The sequence below is a fragment of the Sulfurimonas gotlandica GD1 genome (assembly GCF_000242915.1).
Lineage (GTDB): Bacteria > Campylobacterota > Campylobacteria > Campylobacterales > Sulfurimonadaceae > Sulfurimonas > Sulfurimonas gotlandica.
Map to the genome: position 1 here is coordinate 24,059 of NZ_AFRZ01000001.1, position 17,189 is coordinate 41,247.

17 protein-coding genes are annotated in these 17,189 nt (G+C 31.8%); 2 read left to right on the plus strand and 15 right to left on the minus strand.

All coding sequences use genetic code 11. The annotated features are described in order from the left end of the window. Nucleotides 1-13 precede the first annotated feature (13 nt). The 4 genes from SMGD1_RS00105 to efp form a co-directional block, all read right to left on the minus strand. Nucleotides 14-1,441 carry a helix-hairpin-helix domain-containing protein gene (locus tag SMGD1_RS00105; protein ID WP_008338323.1) on the minus strand — a complete coding sequence of 476 codons (1,428 nt, stop codon included), beginning with the start codon at nt 1,439-1,441 and terminating at the stop codon, nt 14-16. 50 nt (nt 1,442-1,491) lie between these two features. Next, entirely contained in the window at nt 1,492-3,195 is a 1,704-nt protein-coding gene (locus tag SMGD1_RS00110) for an ATP-binding protein (RefSeq protein ID WP_008338536.1), read from the minus strand. After that, complete coding sequence (locus SMGD1_RS00115; RefSeq protein ID WP_008338376.1) at nt 3,195-4,892, minus strand: GGDEF and EAL domain-containing protein; 1,698 nt, start codon at nt 4,890-4,892, stop codon at nt 3,195-3,197. The genes SMGD1_RS00110 and SMGD1_RS00115 overlap by 1 nt, the downstream gene beginning before the upstream one ends. Before the next feature lie 132 nt (nt 4,893-5,024). Further along, nucleotides 5,025-5,591, minus strand: coding sequence for an elongation factor P (gene efp, locus SMGD1_RS00120; RefSeq protein WP_008338267.1), 567 nt, complete (start codon nt 5,589-5,591; stop codon nt 5,025-5,027). Between the two features lie 119 nt (nt 5,592-5,710). On the opposite strand from efp, the gene tgt reads away from it, so the two are divergent. Together tgt and SMGD1_RS00130 are read left to right on the plus strand one after the other, a co-directional pair. Next, entirely contained in the window at nt 5,711-6,832 is a 1,122-nt protein-coding gene (tgt, locus tag SMGD1_RS00125) for a tRNA guanosine(34) transglycosylase Tgt (protein WP_008338374.1), read from the plus strand. 88 nt (nt 6,833-6,920) lie between these two features. Then, on the plus strand, nt 6,921-8,378 hold the full coding sequence (locus SMGD1_RS00130) for a GtrA domain-containing protein (protein ID WP_008338248.1): 1,458 nt from the start codon (nt 6,921-6,923) through the stop codon (nt 8,376-8,378). Nucleotides 8,379-8,384: 6 nt separating this feature from the next. Here the strand turns inward: SMGD1_RS00130 and SMGD1_RS00135 are convergent, their stop codons facing one another. From SMGD1_RS00135 to SMGD1_RS00185, 11 genes are all read right to left on the minus strand, one after another. Then, on the minus strand, nt 8,385-8,765 hold the full coding sequence (locus tag SMGD1_RS00135) for a response regulator transcription factor (protein WP_081444061.1): 381 nt from the start codon (nt 8,763-8,765) through the stop codon (nt 8,385-8,387). Nucleotides 8,766-8,820: 55 nt separating this feature from the next. After that, nucleotides 8,821-10,014: an amidohydrolase family protein gene (locus SMGD1_RS00140; RefSeq protein ID WP_008338541.1), complete on the minus strand. Its 1,194-nt coding sequence runs from the start codon at nt 10,012-10,014 to the stop codon at nt 8,821-8,823. 12 nt (nt 10,015-10,026) lie between these two features. Beyond that, complete coding sequence (locus SMGD1_RS00145) at nt 10,027-10,659, minus strand: Crp/Fnr family transcriptional regulator (protein ID WP_008338388.1); 633 nt, start codon at nt 10,657-10,659, stop codon at nt 10,027-10,029. Further along, nucleotides 10,656-11,111 carry a nitrous oxide reductase accessory protein NosL gene (locus tag SMGD1_RS00150; RefSeq protein ID WP_241761408.1) on the minus strand — a complete coding sequence of 152 codons (456 nt, stop codon included), beginning with the start codon at nt 11,109-11,111 and terminating at the stop codon, nt 10,656-10,658. Before SMGD1_RS00150 ends, SMGD1_RS00145 begins: the two co-directional genes overlap by 4 nt. Beyond that, complete coding sequence (locus SMGD1_RS00155; RefSeq protein ID WP_008340289.1) at nt 11,102-12,061, minus strand: hypothetical protein; 960 nt, start codon at nt 12,059-12,061, stop codon at nt 11,102-11,104. Before SMGD1_RS00155 ends, SMGD1_RS00150 begins: the two co-directional genes overlap by 10 nt. Further along, nucleotides 12,058-12,726 carry an ABC transporter ATP-binding protein gene (locus tag SMGD1_RS00160; protein ID WP_008340291.1) on the minus strand — a complete coding sequence of 223 codons (669 nt, stop codon included), beginning with the start codon at nt 12,724-12,726 and terminating at the stop codon, nt 12,058-12,060. Before SMGD1_RS00160 ends, SMGD1_RS00155 begins: the two co-directional genes overlap by 4 nt. Continuing rightward, nucleotides 12,727-13,734 carry a virulence RhuM family protein gene (locus tag SMGD1_RS00165; protein WP_008340293.1) on the minus strand — a complete coding sequence of 336 codons (1,008 nt, stop codon included), beginning with the start codon at nt 13,732-13,734 and terminating at the stop codon, nt 12,727-12,729. After that, a complete protein-coding gene (locus SMGD1_RS00170; protein WP_008338648.1) occupies nt 13,734-14,429 on the minus strand; it encodes a hypothetical protein in 696 nt (231 codons plus the stop codon). Before SMGD1_RS00170 ends, SMGD1_RS00165 begins: the two co-directional genes overlap by 1 nt. 89 nt (nt 14,430-14,518) lie before the next feature. Next, nucleotides 14,519-15,703, minus strand: a complete 1,185-nt coding sequence (locus SMGD1_RS00175) for an ABC transporter permease (protein WP_008338567.1) — start codon at nt 15,701-15,703, stop codon at nt 14,519-14,521. Beyond that, the gene (locus tag SMGD1_RS00180) at nt 15,693-16,016 is read right to left on the minus strand and encodes a hypothetical protein (protein ID WP_008338329.1); all 324 of its coding nucleotides are present in this window, start codon (nt 16,014-16,016) and stop codon (nt 15,693-15,695) included. The genes SMGD1_RS00175 and SMGD1_RS00180 overlap by 11 nt, the downstream gene beginning before the upstream one ends. Continuing rightward, nucleotides 16,009-17,106, minus strand: coding sequence for a nitrous oxide reductase accessory protein NosL (locus SMGD1_RS00185; protein WP_008338491.1), 1,098 nt, complete (start codon nt 17,104-17,106; stop codon nt 16,009-16,011). The genes SMGD1_RS00180 and SMGD1_RS00185 overlap by 8 nt, the downstream gene beginning before the upstream one ends. Between the last annotated feature and the right edge of the window lie 83 nt (nt 17,107-17,189).

Consider the following 17,189-nt stretch of genomic DNA (forward strand, 5'->3'; position numbering starts at 1 on the left):
CTGAGAATAAGAGTTATTTTAGAAGTTTCTTCCAAGCTTTTTCAATCTTAGATGCAAGCTTTTTAGTGATGCCTTTTACTTCAGTAAGTATAGAAGTGTTTTGGTGAAGCACACCAACTACTTCATCAACATTGCCAAAGTGTTTAACAATTTTTTCTACTTTCTTAGCACCAACACCATCAACTGATGTTAAAAAGTCACTTAACTCTTCTTTAGTTATTTTAGCTTCATCTTGAACTGATTCACTTGATTCATCTTTAGTTGGACTTGGAACATCTTTATCATTAGCAATTTCTTGCTTTGATGATTTATTAGCTGGTTTTAGAGCAAGATTATCTTGGTAGTTATATATCTCACTTGGCCACTCTTCAGTCCATCTTCTCTTAACATCATACATTTTGTATTCACTGTCTAAAACATGAAGGTAGACTTCATTCTCTCCAAATAGTTTTTTCTTTTTACCGAAGTATGCACCATCATAACTAGAGTTATACTCTCCGAATGTAATGTGTCTCATTGTTCTAAGGATTGAGCTGTCAAGTTTACCTAACTCTTCCCAGTTGAACATTGGAGCGTGAGGCTTTCTAAATCTGCCTTCACTTAGACTCCACATAATGTACTGACCTATCCAGTCTCTGATGTATGGGAATGCTGCAAATGCTGTAGCACATTCTAAGATGCGAACCTTGCCGTCTTTACCATAAGCAACATCACAAGCCCAATACTCAGCATTTGCAGCTTTAGACACTTGTACAGCTAAGTCAAGTACATTTTTAGGAACATCGTTATAGTCCATACTTCCACCCTGAGAAGTGTTAGTCAACCATTCACCTTCCGGTGCGCGTCTCCAGAATGCACATACAGGTTTATGACCTATTAGCATTACACGAATATCTGCTTCCATAGGAATAAAGTCTTGAAAGTATTGAGGATGATATTTTTTCTCATCAAAAAGCTCTCTAGCCTCTTTATAGCTATCTACTTTGTGTACAAAGTATCCGCCATAGTTTGATGGTCCGTAAGACTTTTTAATTATCTTAGGATATTTACATTTTTTAAGAAATTTGTCTGCATTATCATGTTTGTAGTAGATATATGTTTTAGGAATAGGAAGGTCATATTTCCAAGCAAATCTTGTAACATTTTCTTTTGATTTGTTAGAAAACTGCGTATCCATTGATGGGATAAATCTCACATGAGGAAGCTCACGAGCTATCTCTCTAAAAGTTTCATAAGCAGTTGCTGGGATGTTACCGATTAGTACATCAATTTTCTTTCTTTTTACCTCTTTGATAAATCTATCTTTATCATTTTTCCAGTGGTATGTGACTGTCTCTATCTTATTTGGCCACCCTTTAAAGTTTGAGTGATCAAAAAATCTCAGTACATAATCAAGATATAAAAAACCTAATTTTGGTAGTTGCTTATTACTTAGTCCCATATTTTACTTACTCCCCATGTTTTTGTATGTGTAATTATAGTAAAAATGTCTTAAATTTCTGTCTGTTTTATCTTAATACTAAACTCCGCACCAAAATATTTTTCATCATTAACAACAAACTCTCTATTTTGAACTTCTATACTTCCATTAAAATGGTTTGAGATTATTTTTTTACTCATAAATAGTCCTATTCCGGTTCCCTGAGATTTATGCTTGGTTGTAAAATATGGTTCAAAGATTTTCGTCTTAATATCATCAGGTATTCCACCTGCATTATCATGTATTTTCACTACTACATATTCATCATCACTCAAAACTTCAATCAATACAACTGCATTCTTTATCTTTTTGTCTTTTATAGCATCTTTAGCATTATTTAAAATATTTAAAAAGACTTGTGAGAGTTCACTCCCGCTTCCCATAAGCATTACTTTTAATCCGCCACTTTTAAGAACAAGATTTATGCCATTGTCTTTATACATCGCGTCTGTAAGTGTTATAGACATATTAACTACATCGCAAACATCAAAGGCTTCTATCTTTTTATCATGTTTAAAAAAATCTCTAAAATCATCTATGGTCTTTGATAGATGCTGAGTATGATCTTTTATCTTTATAAAAGTCTCATCAAGCTCTTCATCACTCAGTAAGTTGTTCTTATATCTTAGTTTTGCACCTGTAGCAATAGTACTTATAGAGCTAAGAGGTTGTCTCCATTGGTGAGCTATATTACCTATCATCTCACCCATAGCCGCAAACCTAGACTGCTCAACTATCAAAGAATCTTTCTCTTTTTCTAGAGTAATATCCTGTATATTCGCAACAACTATTTTGCTATCATCTTCTATCTTTGAACCAAAAGAGATTCTAATAGGAAATATTTTGCTATCTTTGTGTTGTCCTTCAAGCTCAAAGACATAGTTTTTATTATTGAACTCACCACTAAGCATAAAGTTTTTGAGTCCTTTTACATGTCTGTCTAAATACTTTAATGGAATAATTCTGTCATCTAAAAGTTGAGTATGTAGCATCTCTTCTGCACTATAACCAAACATATTTTGAGCGCTCTTGTTGAATGTTAAAATATTAAAATTTCCATCTACTGCGATAATCGCATTGTTATTTATCTCAGTAATAATATCTGAATACTCTTTTTGACTCTTTAGCTCTTTAGTTTTTCTTTTTTCACTATTGTTTGCAGGTCTAAATATAAAAAGTGCTTCAAATAGTAGGGTTGCAGATATAAATAGAAAAATGAACAGCTCAACATTTTTTAGATTCTCTGTTTTCATCTCTGTCTCTTTTTGGTATATTGAAACAGCAGTGTCTAGATCTTTTAAAAGAGGCTGAGAGTTTGTAAGGATATAAGTTAAACTACGTCCGTCTCTGTGTTTTAAGAAGCTTCTTCCTCTAGATATATACTCTCTAATCTTCTCATCTAGAAGAACAGGTTTGGAATAGTATATTTTTTTTAATTCATCACTCATTTCTAAAGATAGCAGATAAGAGTGAGATGAGTCCATCAAGTCAACCATCTCTTCAAGACTTTTTGTTTTATAGTGAATAGCGAAAAGGGCTATCTTTTGTGAGAGCATTCTCTGTTTACCACTAATGTTAATTACTTTTACATCATTAGATTGTGAATCTATTAACCTAACAAGATTTATATAAGCAGCAAATGAGAAAAATGCGATAAGAGATAGAGCAAATACATATTTTTTTGTAAATGTTAGAGAAGTGAAAAAACCATTCACTATATCTTCTCTAGGGGTTCAGAAAAATAGAAACCTTGGAATTCATCTATATCCATAGTTTGAAGTAGCTTAAAAACTGCATCACAATGAACAAACTCTGCTACTGTTTTAATCCCTAACGAATGGGCAAAATCATTAATAGTTTTAGTAATGAGAAAAGAATTATTATCTATATGAATATTTTTTACTAAGGAACCATCTATTTTTATATAGTCAGGTTTAAACTTTAAGAGATATGCAAAATTAGAATAACCGCTGCCAAAGTCATCAATCGCAATTTTACAACCCAGCTGTTTAACATTATCTATAAAATCTATGACTTTTCTATAGTCTGTAATACTCTCACTCTCTAAAATCTCAAAAGTGATTAGATACGATATATCCCTTTTACTTAATTCATCTTCAATAAACTTTATAATTTCAAGATTTACAACATCTTCAATTGATAGATTTATATTTATAGATATTCTCTTTTCTTGGGCTTGTTCAAAAGCTTTTTGAATCACTATTTTGGTTAGCTGAGGGTAGAACTTAACCTTTTTGGCTATATCTAAAAAAAGCATAGGAGGATAGATGATTCCATCATCTTCTATACGCATTAATGCCTCATACTTAACTATCTTTTCGTTTGAGTTAACTACCGGCTGATAGTAGACGATGACTTTATTTAATTTAATAGCCTTCTCAATTATTTTAGTCCATTTAACATCATTCTTATATTCAGCATCCATACTGTATTCATCACTATATATCAAATATTGGAGCCTATCTGTCTTAGCTTTTTTAAGGGCCATATCTGCACTCTCTAAAGTATTTACTTTCTCGTGAGAGACACCTATTGTCACATTGACTCTAATTACAATATCATAATCAACAATATTTAGAGGTTCAGAATTTATTACATTTAATATTGACTTAACAGTTTCTTCACACTTACGTTTATCTAATTCTGCTTCTTTCATCAAAGCAAATTGATCAGCACCTATTCTATAAAGATCACAATCTAGATGCTTAACAAAGTTTTTAAGTATCTTTGAGACTGCATCTAAAACTAAGTTTCCTATATGTTCACCATATAAATCATTAATGCTCTTAAACGAATCAATATCAATAATTAAAAGAATTGGTCGATCCACTTTTTTAAGATCTCTTAAAAGAGATTTTCTATTTTTAAGAGAGGTTAATCTGTCTGTGTGAAGTTGATAGTACAGTTTTTCATTTTGTAAGCGAAGCTCTTTAGTCTTCTCTTCTATCTTTTTTTCTAAATCTTCGTTTATTTCTTGAAGTGAGTTTTTAAGTTTGTCGTTTTCTATTTTTATAGATGCTTTTTCTATAGCTTTTAAAAGAAGTTCTACATCTATTGGTTTTATAATGTATCCAGTAACAGATTGTTCTATGGTCTTTTTAAGATATTCACTGTCACTAAAAGCAGTTGAGTAAATAACTGGAACTTCTGAATCAATCTCTCTAATCTCATCAATCATATCGATACCGCTAAGATTTGGCATCAAAATATCAGTTACAATTAAATCAATTTTATCACGATGTTCTATATAATATTTAAGACCTTCTTCTCCGTTATTGGCTGTAAAGATCTCTTTTACGAAAGGAGCTAAATTTTGACACACTTCTTCTTGCAAAGTCAACTCATCTTCAACATAAAGTAGTGATATTGTTTTTAGAAGTTCAAAATTCATAATTATGTATGTTACTTGATTTAAACTGAAGTTATATTGAATATAGATATTTTAAAGACATTATGAAGAATTAATGATAGATTAATATTTTACATAAGGGGTAAATCCCCTATGTGATGTAGATTAAAAAAGTTATTTTACTTTTTCTAAGTATTCACCTTCAACAGTATTTACTCTGATTAAGTCACCCTGAAGAACATGGTAAGGTACTTGAACAACAGCACCAGTTTCAAGTGTAGCAGGTTTTTTACTTCCACTTGAAGTATCACCTTTGAAATTTGGGGGAGTTTCAGTAATTATAAACTCCATAACTTCTGGGGCAGCAACACTGATTGCATTACCTTTATAGAAAATAATATCAACATTGATTCCATCTTTGAACCATTTTGAAGCATCATCACATTGATCATATGATAGACCGAGTTGGTCGTAAGTGTCATTGTCCATAAACTGGAACATTTCACCATCATCATAAAGATATTGCATTGTTTTAAAATCAATAATTGGAACTTCAAACTTATCACCAGCATGAACAGTTTTATCAACTACTTTACCATTTAAAAAACTTTTTATTTTCATACGAACAAATGCTGCACCCTTACCTGGTTTAACATGTTGGAACTCTACCACTTTATATGGTACTTCTCCAACAATCATACGAACACCTTTTTTAATATCACTCATTCCGACAGTTGCCATTAACACTCTCCTTAATTTTATTGTAATTATTTTATTTTAATTTTGATTGGTTGAATTCTACTATAAAGGTTCTTAGAATGCTATAATGTCACTAAAATTATTAACGGATTTATTAAACTATGGAATTTACTCTAGAAGCCACTTCAAAAAATGCACGTGCATGTACTATAAAAACAGCCCACTCAACTATTAAAACTCCTGTATTTATGCCGGTTGGAACACTAGGTAGTATCAAAGCTCTAGACATGGATGATGTACTAAATGTCTTAGGTGCAGAAATTATTTTAGCTAACACTTACCATATGTATCTGCGCCCTGGTGATGAGACAGTTGCTAAAATGGGTAAGCTTCATAAGTTTACAACCTATCCTAAAAGCTTTTTAACAGATAGTGGCGGATTTCAGGCATTTAGTCTTAGTGATATTTCTAAACCTAAAGAAAATGGTATTGAATTTCGCTCACATATAGATGGCTCAAAACACTTCTTTACACCAAAAAAAGTAATTGATATTCAGAATAACCTTGGTTCTGACATCATGATGATTTTAGATGATTTAGTTGCTCTTCCTGCAACTCAGGAGCGAATCAAGCTCTCTATTGAGAGAACTACTGCTTGGGCAAAAGAGTCTATAGAGTATTTTCGCTCAAAGCAAGCAAAAGGTATAGGGCAAGAGCAAAATATCTTTGCCATCATCCAGGGTGGAACTGACAAAGCATTTAGAACAAAGAGTGCAACAGAACTTTGTGCTCTTGATTATGATGGTTTTGCTATCGGTGGTCTCTCAGTTGGAGAGTTAAATAATGAGATGTACGACACGGTTGAGCATACTGTACAGTATATGCCTAAAGATAAGCCCCGCTACCTTATGGGTGTTGGAACCCCAGAAGATCTGATAGAAAATATTGAAAGAGGCATAGATATGTTCGACTGTGTTATGCCTACACGTAATGCAAGAAACGGTACTCTGTTTACATCTTTTGGAAAGATAAATATCAAAGGTGCTAAATTTAAAGAAGATGAAGCTCCTATTGATCCGGAGTGTAAATGTATTACTTGTCAAAGATACTCTCGTGCATATCTAAACCATATGTTTAGAGCTCGTGAAATAACATACTTCAGACTTGCAACTATTCACAACCTTCACTACTACCTAAATCTAATGAGAGAAGTGCGTGAGGCCATCTTAGAAGATAGATTTGCAGAGTATAAAGAAGTATTTTATAAAAAAAGAGCAAATTAGTAAGTTTAGTTACATTACTCACTACTAACTCACAACTATCAGATAGAATACCGTATTAAATAATATTATAATTAGGGAAAACAAAATAATGGGAAACGAAAGACTTTTTAAAGTAGGAAAGAACTTAGTTAAATTTGCCTGGGTAATTGAGGTTATAGCTGTACTAATCGGCTTCTTAATCTCTATTATTGTTTCTTATTCTGTATTTAATGAAATCAATAGATTTGGTAAAGTATTTACATTTGGTGACTACTCGGCAATACTTGTAGCCGGTCTTCCATTTTTACTTGTTGCAGTAGTTGAAGCTACTAAAATACCTATAGCAACAGCGATGATGTATGCAAAACATAGATCATGGAAAATTATGCTGTTTTTTGGAGTGATTTTACTTTCTCTTATCACATTTGAGACCATGATTAACGGTTTTGAGCGTAACTTCGCTAATCTTACATTTGCAATAGATGAGAGAAAGAGTGAATCACTTTTACTACAACAGAGTATTGATAATATTGAAGAGCAAAAACGAAAAATTGATACTATAAAAATTGAAAAAGTTGAAACTTCTTATGCAAATAGAGTGGCTCGAGCAAATGAAAACTTCAACCAACAAGTACAACGTCAAAACGAATATATAAATAAACAGCTAAATGGTATGGATGACACTTATAAAGCTAAAATAGACAAAGAATTAAATGAACTCTACTCTAAAGAGAGCAATATATATGAGTCATGGGATAAAGAGCGTGAGAGTATGCAAAAACGTTTGAGAAATCTACTTAACCAAAATGTATCAGGTGCTAACAAAGACAAAGAAAAATTATCAAATGAAGTAGATTCACTTAAAATAGAGATGAAGAAAAAAATGGCAGACTCTACATTCTTGACAAGAGGTGCTGTTGAGAGAAAATATAGACAGCTTATCTCTGAGAAAGAGAAACGTCTCTACGCTGTCTCAGATTACGCTACAGGTACAAAAGCACTGGACCAGCAGACTGGTACAGAAAAACAGTTACAAGAGCAGTTATCGGTAGTAGGAATTACTTATCAAAAACGTATAGATGCTATTCATTCACGTATTGACTACTTAAACAATCAGCTTAAAAAGCAACAAAATTCAAATGATTTCATACAAACAAAATACCGTAAAGAGTTAGAAAACTTTACACATGATGCTGCAAAAAACAAAGATGATCTTATAAGAAGAGCAACTAATGAAAAACAAAGTCTTTATAATAAATATTCAAATATTCAAACAAAAATGAAAACTCATGATGAAAAAATATTTGACTTAAAAAAAGAGCAGACTACTATACATTATGAGATGAACAGACTTGTTAATCAAAACCAAGTTTATCGCGTGGCTTCATATATAAGTTCTAAAGAAAATGGGATGGATGTGCCACGTGATATAGTTGGTTGGGTAGCACTTATCTGGTTTGCTTCACTTGCATTTATTAGTTCTGTAACAGGGGTGTTTTTAGCAATAGCCGGTATCTATATTCAGAAGTGCTATGATCCAGAGTTAAATGAGAAGACTGTAGTTTAGTCTTCTTTATTTTCTGCGCTTTAGTATCTCTGGCAGTACAAAGTGTCTAAAATGTGCATTATTTATTGGCTTTTTCAAAAAACGCTGTACACCAACTTTTTTCATATTCATATAGCTTTCAGGACTCTCATCACCGCTTATAGCGAAAAAAGAGCTTAGTACACTTGGTTGTATTTCAAATACCAATTTAGCAAACTCGTATCCATCCATCTTAGGCATATTGATATCTGTAAAAACTATATCTGCGCTATTTTCTTTTATAAATTCTATAGCATCATGACCACTCTCAAATGAGAATATTTCATCATCTTCTACACCAAAATCTTCTAAAAAAGATTCAATTATCATTCTGACCGTCAAAGAGTCGTCTAATATTACAATTTTCATAAAATAATTATAGCCTATTTGTCTTCCAAAAAAATTGATTTAGCTCATTCTTTGGTTAAAATATATTAATTACCTCTCCACTTAACTTTTCACCATTATAAAGTGATTGTTCATTCTCAACTTCTCTTATAACTTCAGTAGCAAAAAGAAAAGCATTGGCAGGAGTTCCTACTTTTATTTCTCCAGCATCTAGACCTATACTTTTTGCAGGATTTTGTGATGTAAGCTTCACTAATTCTGACATTGTTAAAAGACCAGTTTTAACAAGCTTGGTGTAGTAAAGAGGCATAGCATCACAGAGTGCTTCACATCCATAGTCAGCATCATAGAATGCGACCTCTTTGTTTAGTGGTGAACTAGGTTGATGAAGTGTTGTAAGAACATCTATCTCTTTGTTTTTAAGAGCAGCTCTTAGCAGTTTTACATCCGATGCAGATGCTAAAGGCGGGTCAAGTTTTGCTGTAGTGTTAAAACCTTCACAAGCTTCATCTGAATTAGTAAGATGATGGATAGAGACTTCGCATCTAACATCAACACCATCTTCTTTTGCTTTAGTTATAAGAGAGATTGAGCGAGGAGATGCTATAGATTTAAAAAGTATCTTGATGTTAAAGTGTCTAGCAATTTCTATCATACGAGAGACATGTAAGACTTCACTAAGGTCAGGTATACCTGCGAGTCCTAGTTTTGAACTCACATCACCATCTAACATAACTCCACTCTTAATAAGAGAGTTGTCTTCTGCCTTACAAAAAAGTGTGACTTTATACATCTGTGCATACTCTGCAATTTTTATTGCTACATCATTTTTAGCAATCGTACTCATATATGGAGCTACTGCTCCCCTCTTTAGAAGTATCGCTATATTACTCAGTGTACTATCTTCTTTTAAAGAGTTTAACATCAAGTCTATTTTTGCACCTTCAAGATTATGTAATCCATTTTGAGCAAATTCTAAGACTACTTCATTATCTATAGCAGGATTACTATCAGCATTTAAAACAACATGCCCTACTCCGCCAAGATATGCTTCTTTAGAAATGGCTTTAATATTTTTTGAGTTTAATGTTGAGTCATGAAGCCTTACGTTTGTATCGACTAAGAGAGGTAAAAAGTATGCACCTTTTGCATCTGTTATTTCACTGCCTTCTAAATCAGAGCCTAACTCTGTAATAATTCCATCTTCTATGCGTATATCAGACTTATACTCACCATTAACATCACATACCACTGCATTTGATATTATCATTTAAAACTACCCTTATTCGAAATATTGTACTAACGCTTCTTTGTCTATTCTTTTAGACTTAATATCTATAATATCGTGGTCCTTAAAGAATTTCAGTATTCTTGAGAGAGTCTCTGGAGATACACTTAAAATCTCTGCTATTATAATATTTTTAGTAGTAAAAAAATCATCAGTATGATTGTAGATATACTTAGCTACTCTCTCTTTAGAATCTAAAACCAAGTTTGTAGAGATTATAACTTCAAGATTTTTAATCTTTTTAATCAAAGATGTTTGAATAATAAATGATAACTCTGGATTTGAGTATATAATCTCTTTTAAACTACTGAAGTCTATTTTTAGTATTTCGACATCTGTATATGCTTTAGCTGTCGCAGGATAAGGTATTTGCTCAAAGTTAGCTACCTCACCTATAAGTTCATTTTCGTGAAAATATTTTAAAACTATCTCTTTATGATTTGATGAAGTCTTATATAGTTTAATGATTCCGTGAACTAAAAGATATAGATATTTAGAGTCATCTCCTTCATAAAAAACTATGTTGTCTTTTGAAATAGTATGCTCAGTAGTTAACTTTTCTATTCTTTGGATTGTATCATCATCCAAATCTTTAAACATATCTATGTTTTTTAGCTTTAATTTCATTGACCTATCTTTACTACTCTTTTAATAACTTCATCATAAGAGATGATTTCTTCATCTTTTTTGATACTGTTTTTTGATTTATGAGCAGAAAACCCATATGCCATTGGTGTAATATTATTTGTGTCATAAAACGCAGCCCTTGCATCTATGAACTCTCCAGATTCTAAATCTGTGACCCATACTATAGCTTTGTTCTTCCACTCTATTTTCTCTTCTTCAAACCAAAGAGCCATACAACCAATATCATCGAACATATATGTCTTAGATGTATCTGGGTTTCTTACTTGTACAGTGTTTTTTCTATCACTTACAACCATAACACATCTACTACACATATCTCTATCCCAGTGGACTTCTGCCACACCAGTTTCAGCTTTTTTCTCACAAGCTAAAAACACTACTCCAATCACAAGAAGTAATAAAACTTTTAGGTACTTAACAATCAAAGCCAAACTCCATTTTTTATAAAATATATCATTACAAATGAACTCAGTAATATAACATAAAGAGTGTTAAATATGACAGATTTCTTGTAGCTTTTGTCTCTATCTTCTTTGCTGGATTCTATAAATCCGACAACAAGACCATAGAAAGTTCCCAAAAATAGGAGAGTATAGATGAGATAACCTACAAAATAGTAATCACTTTGTAAATAACAAAAAGGACAATGATGAGAAGGAAGTTCATAGATATAAGTTCCAAAAAAGACAATCAGAGTCACTAAAGATATTATTGTAAAAAAAGCATTGCTTATTGCAAATAGATACCTGTTTTTTATAAAATAAAAAAAGATTATAAGTAAAAATATTCCATAAAAAAGGCTCAAAAGAAAAGTAGTATCAAGAGCAAATATGCTAGAAATCGCAGAAGTTGAAGAGCTAGAATATAGAGTTCCGCAACAACTCACCATTTTATCTATCTCTATAGAGCCAAACATAATTCCCTCTATAATCAATTCTGCCATAAAAAGGAAAAATGCCAAGATAAAAATGCCAAATTTTTGTTTTACAAATGGTTGGTTTTCATGTTTCATATCTTCATTATGAAGTACAATCCAGTAAGCAAATATATACAAGTTAATGATTTTTAAAACAAAAAGAGCCGTGCCGGTATCTGTAGCATCAACTACTCCAGCTCCACACATAGCTCCTGTTAGAACGTTAGATATTTTATCCAGAGTAAATACAAAAAACAAAAATAGAGGAACTTTAATGATAAATATATATTTGATGATAGTAGCACCGAGATAGCTTAATTTTTCAAGCTTGTACTGCTTCTTGCTAACTGAGTTTAAATCCCATCCAAAATAGATTTTCACACTCAAAATAAATGCGATGATGCCAAAAAATGCGAAGAGTGCATTTAGTATAAATATGGCTAAGACTTCTGGTGTGAGAATCAAACTAAGACACCATTATGCATCTCTATCTCTCTATCTACAAAATCAAGACCAAAAAATAGTGGATCATGAGTTGCGACTACGATAGTTTTACCTAGAGCCTTTAGCTCACGAAGAATCTCTATAAAGTGAAGTGAAAGTTTCTCATCCAGATTTGCTGTTGGCTCATCGGCTATTATAATCTTAGGATTATTAACATTTGCTCTGGCAATCGCAACACGCTGTTGTTCTCCACCGGATAAGTTTTTAATGAAAGCGTCTTCTTTATGCTCTATTTTAAACATATCCATTACACGTTGAAGTTTTTCATTTGCCTCATCAGCATCTGGATTTAGTGGGACTAAAGGAAGCAGAATATTCTCTTTAACACTAAGAGTAGTTATGAGGTTATACTTTTGAAAGATAAAACCTATGTTGTCACGTCTATACTCAGATGCAAAGTTATCAGGAAGTTTTGAGATATGTTTAGCATCTACGATAACCTCACCGCTTGTAGGTTTAGAAAGTGCTGCAATAAGAGAGAGAATACTACTCTTTCCACTACCACTAGCACCCTTTAACACGATAAGTTCACCCTCTTCTACCTTAAGGTTTATATCTTTGAGTGCAGTGACGACATTATTTTTATTTATCTCGTATGTTTTTGTTATATTTATTAACTCTATCATTTATTGACTGCTTTTTTTTAAAATCTTTTTCATTTCTTTGTCAAAATCAGATTCTATTTTTTGTATTTTGTTAAATTCTTCATATTCACCAAAAGCTTTTTTTTCGGCTTGACTTCTTGAAATTTTACCACTATTTTCAAGAATTTTATATTCGTTAAATTCAAGAAACTTATTTACAGAGTTTGAGATTTTTTCCATTGTAAGAGTTGTGTGTTTTTCAATCATTCTTTCTATATAATCAAAATATCCACTTACTGCTCTTTCAAGCTTTTTTATATCATCAACACTAAGATAGTTCTTGGCAATTACTGTATCTGACTTTAAAACTCTACCATCTGGAGAGTTTTTAAAAGTTTGGAGTCCCATCAATGGTTTTAATTTATCTGCCTTTTCATAAATAATTTCTGCTGACGTTTGTCCACTTATTGCGAAATGAAATTTATTTTGAACACTTGCATAAAAGTTTTTTGTTGTCTCTGCATTTTTATCATAATCTATACTACACTCTGCAAATATATCTGTAATTTGCTGGTATATTCTTCTTTCACTCGCACGAATGGAGCGAACCCTTTCAAGAAGTTCTTTGAAATAGTCTTTTTCAAAATAGCGACCATTTTTAAGTCTGTCGTCATCTATAGCAAAGCCCTTGATGATATACTCTTTTAGTATTTTTGTAGCCCAAATTCTAAACTGTGTAGCCTTTGTGGAATTGACACGATAACCCACTGAGAGAATGGCATCTAAATTATAAAAGTTTATTTCCCTTTTAACTTCCCTTTTACCTTCCATTTGAACTATTGGGAATTTCCCAATAGTTGCTTCCTCTTCTAGTTCATAACTATTGTAAATATTTTTAAGATGCTCATTAATTGTGCTTACATCTACTCCAAAAAGTTCAGCTATCTTTTTTTGTGGTAACCATACAGTTTCATCATGCATATATATTTCAACTTTTACATCACTGTTAGGGGTGGTATATAATAAAAACTCTGTAGTTAAATTTTGCATTATTTAAAATTTTCCAAAAGAGTCATAAATTGATTTTGTAATTCATTGCTAAGTTCTAAAACATTTTTTACACTTCTTGTTCTATTGTAAAATTTTAACCACCAAGATTTTTTTGGATACGTTTGTAGTTCATTTTTACTTTGTTCAAGAATTTCTATTGACTTTTTAGAACTAGAACTTTCTTCTAGCTTTTCTATTCTTTTTTGTAATTCTTCTAACCTATTAGTTAATTCTACTTTTTCACTTTCTGTAAACTTCTCTGTATCATTTGTGAATTTTTCATTTAACTTTATTTCAAAGTCTTCAATATCAGCTATGTCATCTATATCGAATTCAATATTATTTTTTAAATCTTCATCTAAATATATAAGCCATGAATAAATTGTTTCTATACACTCATCAATATTTTCATGATTATTTATTTCTATATTTTTATCTTTACCTGGCTTTTCAATTGTTTGTAAAACTTTTTCATATTCTTTATTTGCTAGCGTATTAGCAAAATCATAAATTCCATTACTCACTGTATTTTCTTCAATATTGAAAGAATAATTTGGTAAAGCTCTAAAGTGTATGCTTGCTAAAACATTTCCATCATCAGGAAATTCAAACTTAAAGTCATTTATAGAAAATACCTTAGATTTGTTGATTTCATTTTTTATATTTTGTATTTTTGTATTTCTAATTATTGGCATTTTAATTCCTTAAATAATATTATTTGAACTTACTACAAATACTACCTCATTTTAAAATTAAGCTGAAATAGTATTACAATTTGCCATATTTATCTTATAACCTCGTCAGCATCTAAAGTAGCTGTTTTCCATGATGGGATAATAGTCGCTGCTATGTAGATAGGAACGCTTAGAAAAAAGACCAAAAATAGTGTTTGAACATCAAAGATAAAAGGTAGTTCAAACGAAGTCTTTAGTTGTGAATAACCTGTAAATATATTTTGTAGAAGTGGAGCTTGTAAGATGTAAACAAATCCAAAGGCTAAAATCACACCTACGATGTAAGCTATAAAAGAGATTATAAACCCCTCATAGAACTTCTCTTTAAGTACATCATCTACTCTCCAGCCAATAGCTTTTAGTATTCCTATCTCCCTTTTTTCTTCGTTTGAGAGTCCGCTCGCCTTATCGTATATAATGATGAAAAATGTAAAAAGTGAGATGATGAAAAGCGCTAAGAATATACCGCTCTTATAGTCAAAGATATTTTGATAAGAGATTTTAAGATCATTTTTCGTGATTATCCTGCTATCTGGAAAAATTAGTTTTATCTTAGATGCAATAGTCTGCACTTCATCTGGGTTTGATACTTTTACAACTATGTCAGTTGCTTTTGACTCATCTATATCAAATATCTCTCTCACATTCTCTTTGGACATAACTATCATGTCGTTAGATTCCAGCTGAGTGTCACCGTCAAAGACACCTACAACATCTACTTTTTTAAGTGTTCCGTCTGGTTTTATGAAGTTAAAATACTCTTTGTAGTAGTTTTTATGCATCGTCTTTTTAACTCCGCTTCCAACTACCATAAAGCTATTTTGGCTCTCACCTAGCTCTCCACTCTTTACTACATTTGTAAGTGAGTTTTTATACTGCTTTTCAAACTCATCTACCCCGACAACAGAGAAGTTAACACCGGCATTTTCAAAGTAGTAGTAGCCCCATACGCGAGCCACTGCATCTATTACACCTGTAATCCCTAAAATCTCTTCTTGTATCTCTACATCTATATCGTAATGTCTTCCTGCTTTAATCTTTTGAACCACTATCTCTGGAAGAGCATCTACGGTAGAGTCCAGCTCATACTTTATTGAGTTTGTTATGAAAAATACACTTGTCAAAAGAAAGACAAGAAGTGTCAAAACAGTAGTAATAAAAAAGCTTTTATACTTCTGTCTAAGTATCGCATTTATTGCATACTCAATGAGGTAGAAGTTGATTTTACTTAGCATTTGTCTGTCCATTTATGATGTGTGAGTGAGAGTAAGCATAAGTCGATGGAAAATACTCTCTAAGACTTCCATCATCTTTATATATTGAAAACATATCACTCATACTCCTGTGTCTTATAAAAGTAGCTTCCGTAGAGATTGCAAGATCTGGAAGTCCGCTTATACTGACAAACTCTTTTCTTTTGTTTTGAGACTCAAGACTGAGAGTTTTTGTTGCATTAAGATAAATACCCTCTGCTATTAAAATAGCAACTAGAGAAGCTAGTATAAACAACAGACGAGGAGTCTTTTGAGTGTATTTATATTTATTCATCTAGTTTATGTACTTCAAGCGCATTTATTTCGTCAAATTTTAAGACTTTAATACCTTTATGATCCATACTAAAAGTTTTAGCATCCGAGAGTTTTTCAAAAGGTATAAGCTCATCTCCCATAGGTCCGTAAACGTCACTGCCAAAGACGAAGTAAGATTCTCTGGCTTCTATAGCTTTTTGAGAGTAGTAATCTGTAACTAATATTTTAGAGATGCCCTCTTTATGCTCATAATAGTATTTCATCATATCTTTTGCACCATCAAATGAGTAATGTCTATCAGCATAAAAAATCTGTGCTGCCCACTTAGGGTATTTATATACAAACATTCCACAAATCGGACACTTTTCATCTTCGGTTACATGAATTTTACCCTCTATATTATCCAAGTCACCAAAGCGTTTTACTTCCCACAGATAGAGCGCAAGAACTTGAAGCTTTTCCTCATTTAAAGGCTTACATAGTTCTTTATTTTTTATATCTGCTTTTAGCTCATTTATCTCTATATAGTTTGTTACATCTATATCTTTGTTACACATTTTTTCAAATATTCTTTTACCCATCGGATAGAGTTTTTTAATCTTTTTATTTTTTATAGACTCTATGTCAGAGAAAAGCGACTCTTGTGCAGATTTTAGTGCCTCGTCGAAAGAGACTATCTTTCCTTTATACTTTTGAACATGTTTTTTTGCATCTTCTTCTTTAGCAAAAGCTAACTTGCTTACTTTGCTCATAGTTCCTTTTACTTTTGAACCAATAACATAATAAGCACTCTTTGCATCTATTAACATCTCCGTTGTTGCGTCTACAACTTGTATGCTCTTACTGTCGATACCGTACTCTTTTTTATCCATAACCAGACATCTCATAGAGCAGTATTGTCTTGAGGTTTTATTTTGAAGTTGTGATGTGTGATTTGTTTTGTAATATATCTTTAGACTCATGCCACAGACCGGACACCAATGTTTTTCATCTCCTTTTTGAACAAGCACAGGTTCTTTTGAAGCTTCTTTAGAAAAATTGTTTGCATTTAAATTTAATGAAGAGAAAATTAGTAGAGTAATTAAAATAAATATTTTTATTGTTGTCATATAATTCCTTAATTAACAAGAAGTATTATTTTATCTGAAATTATTTATGGTAACTTGAAAAATACCAAAACTATGACTTCATA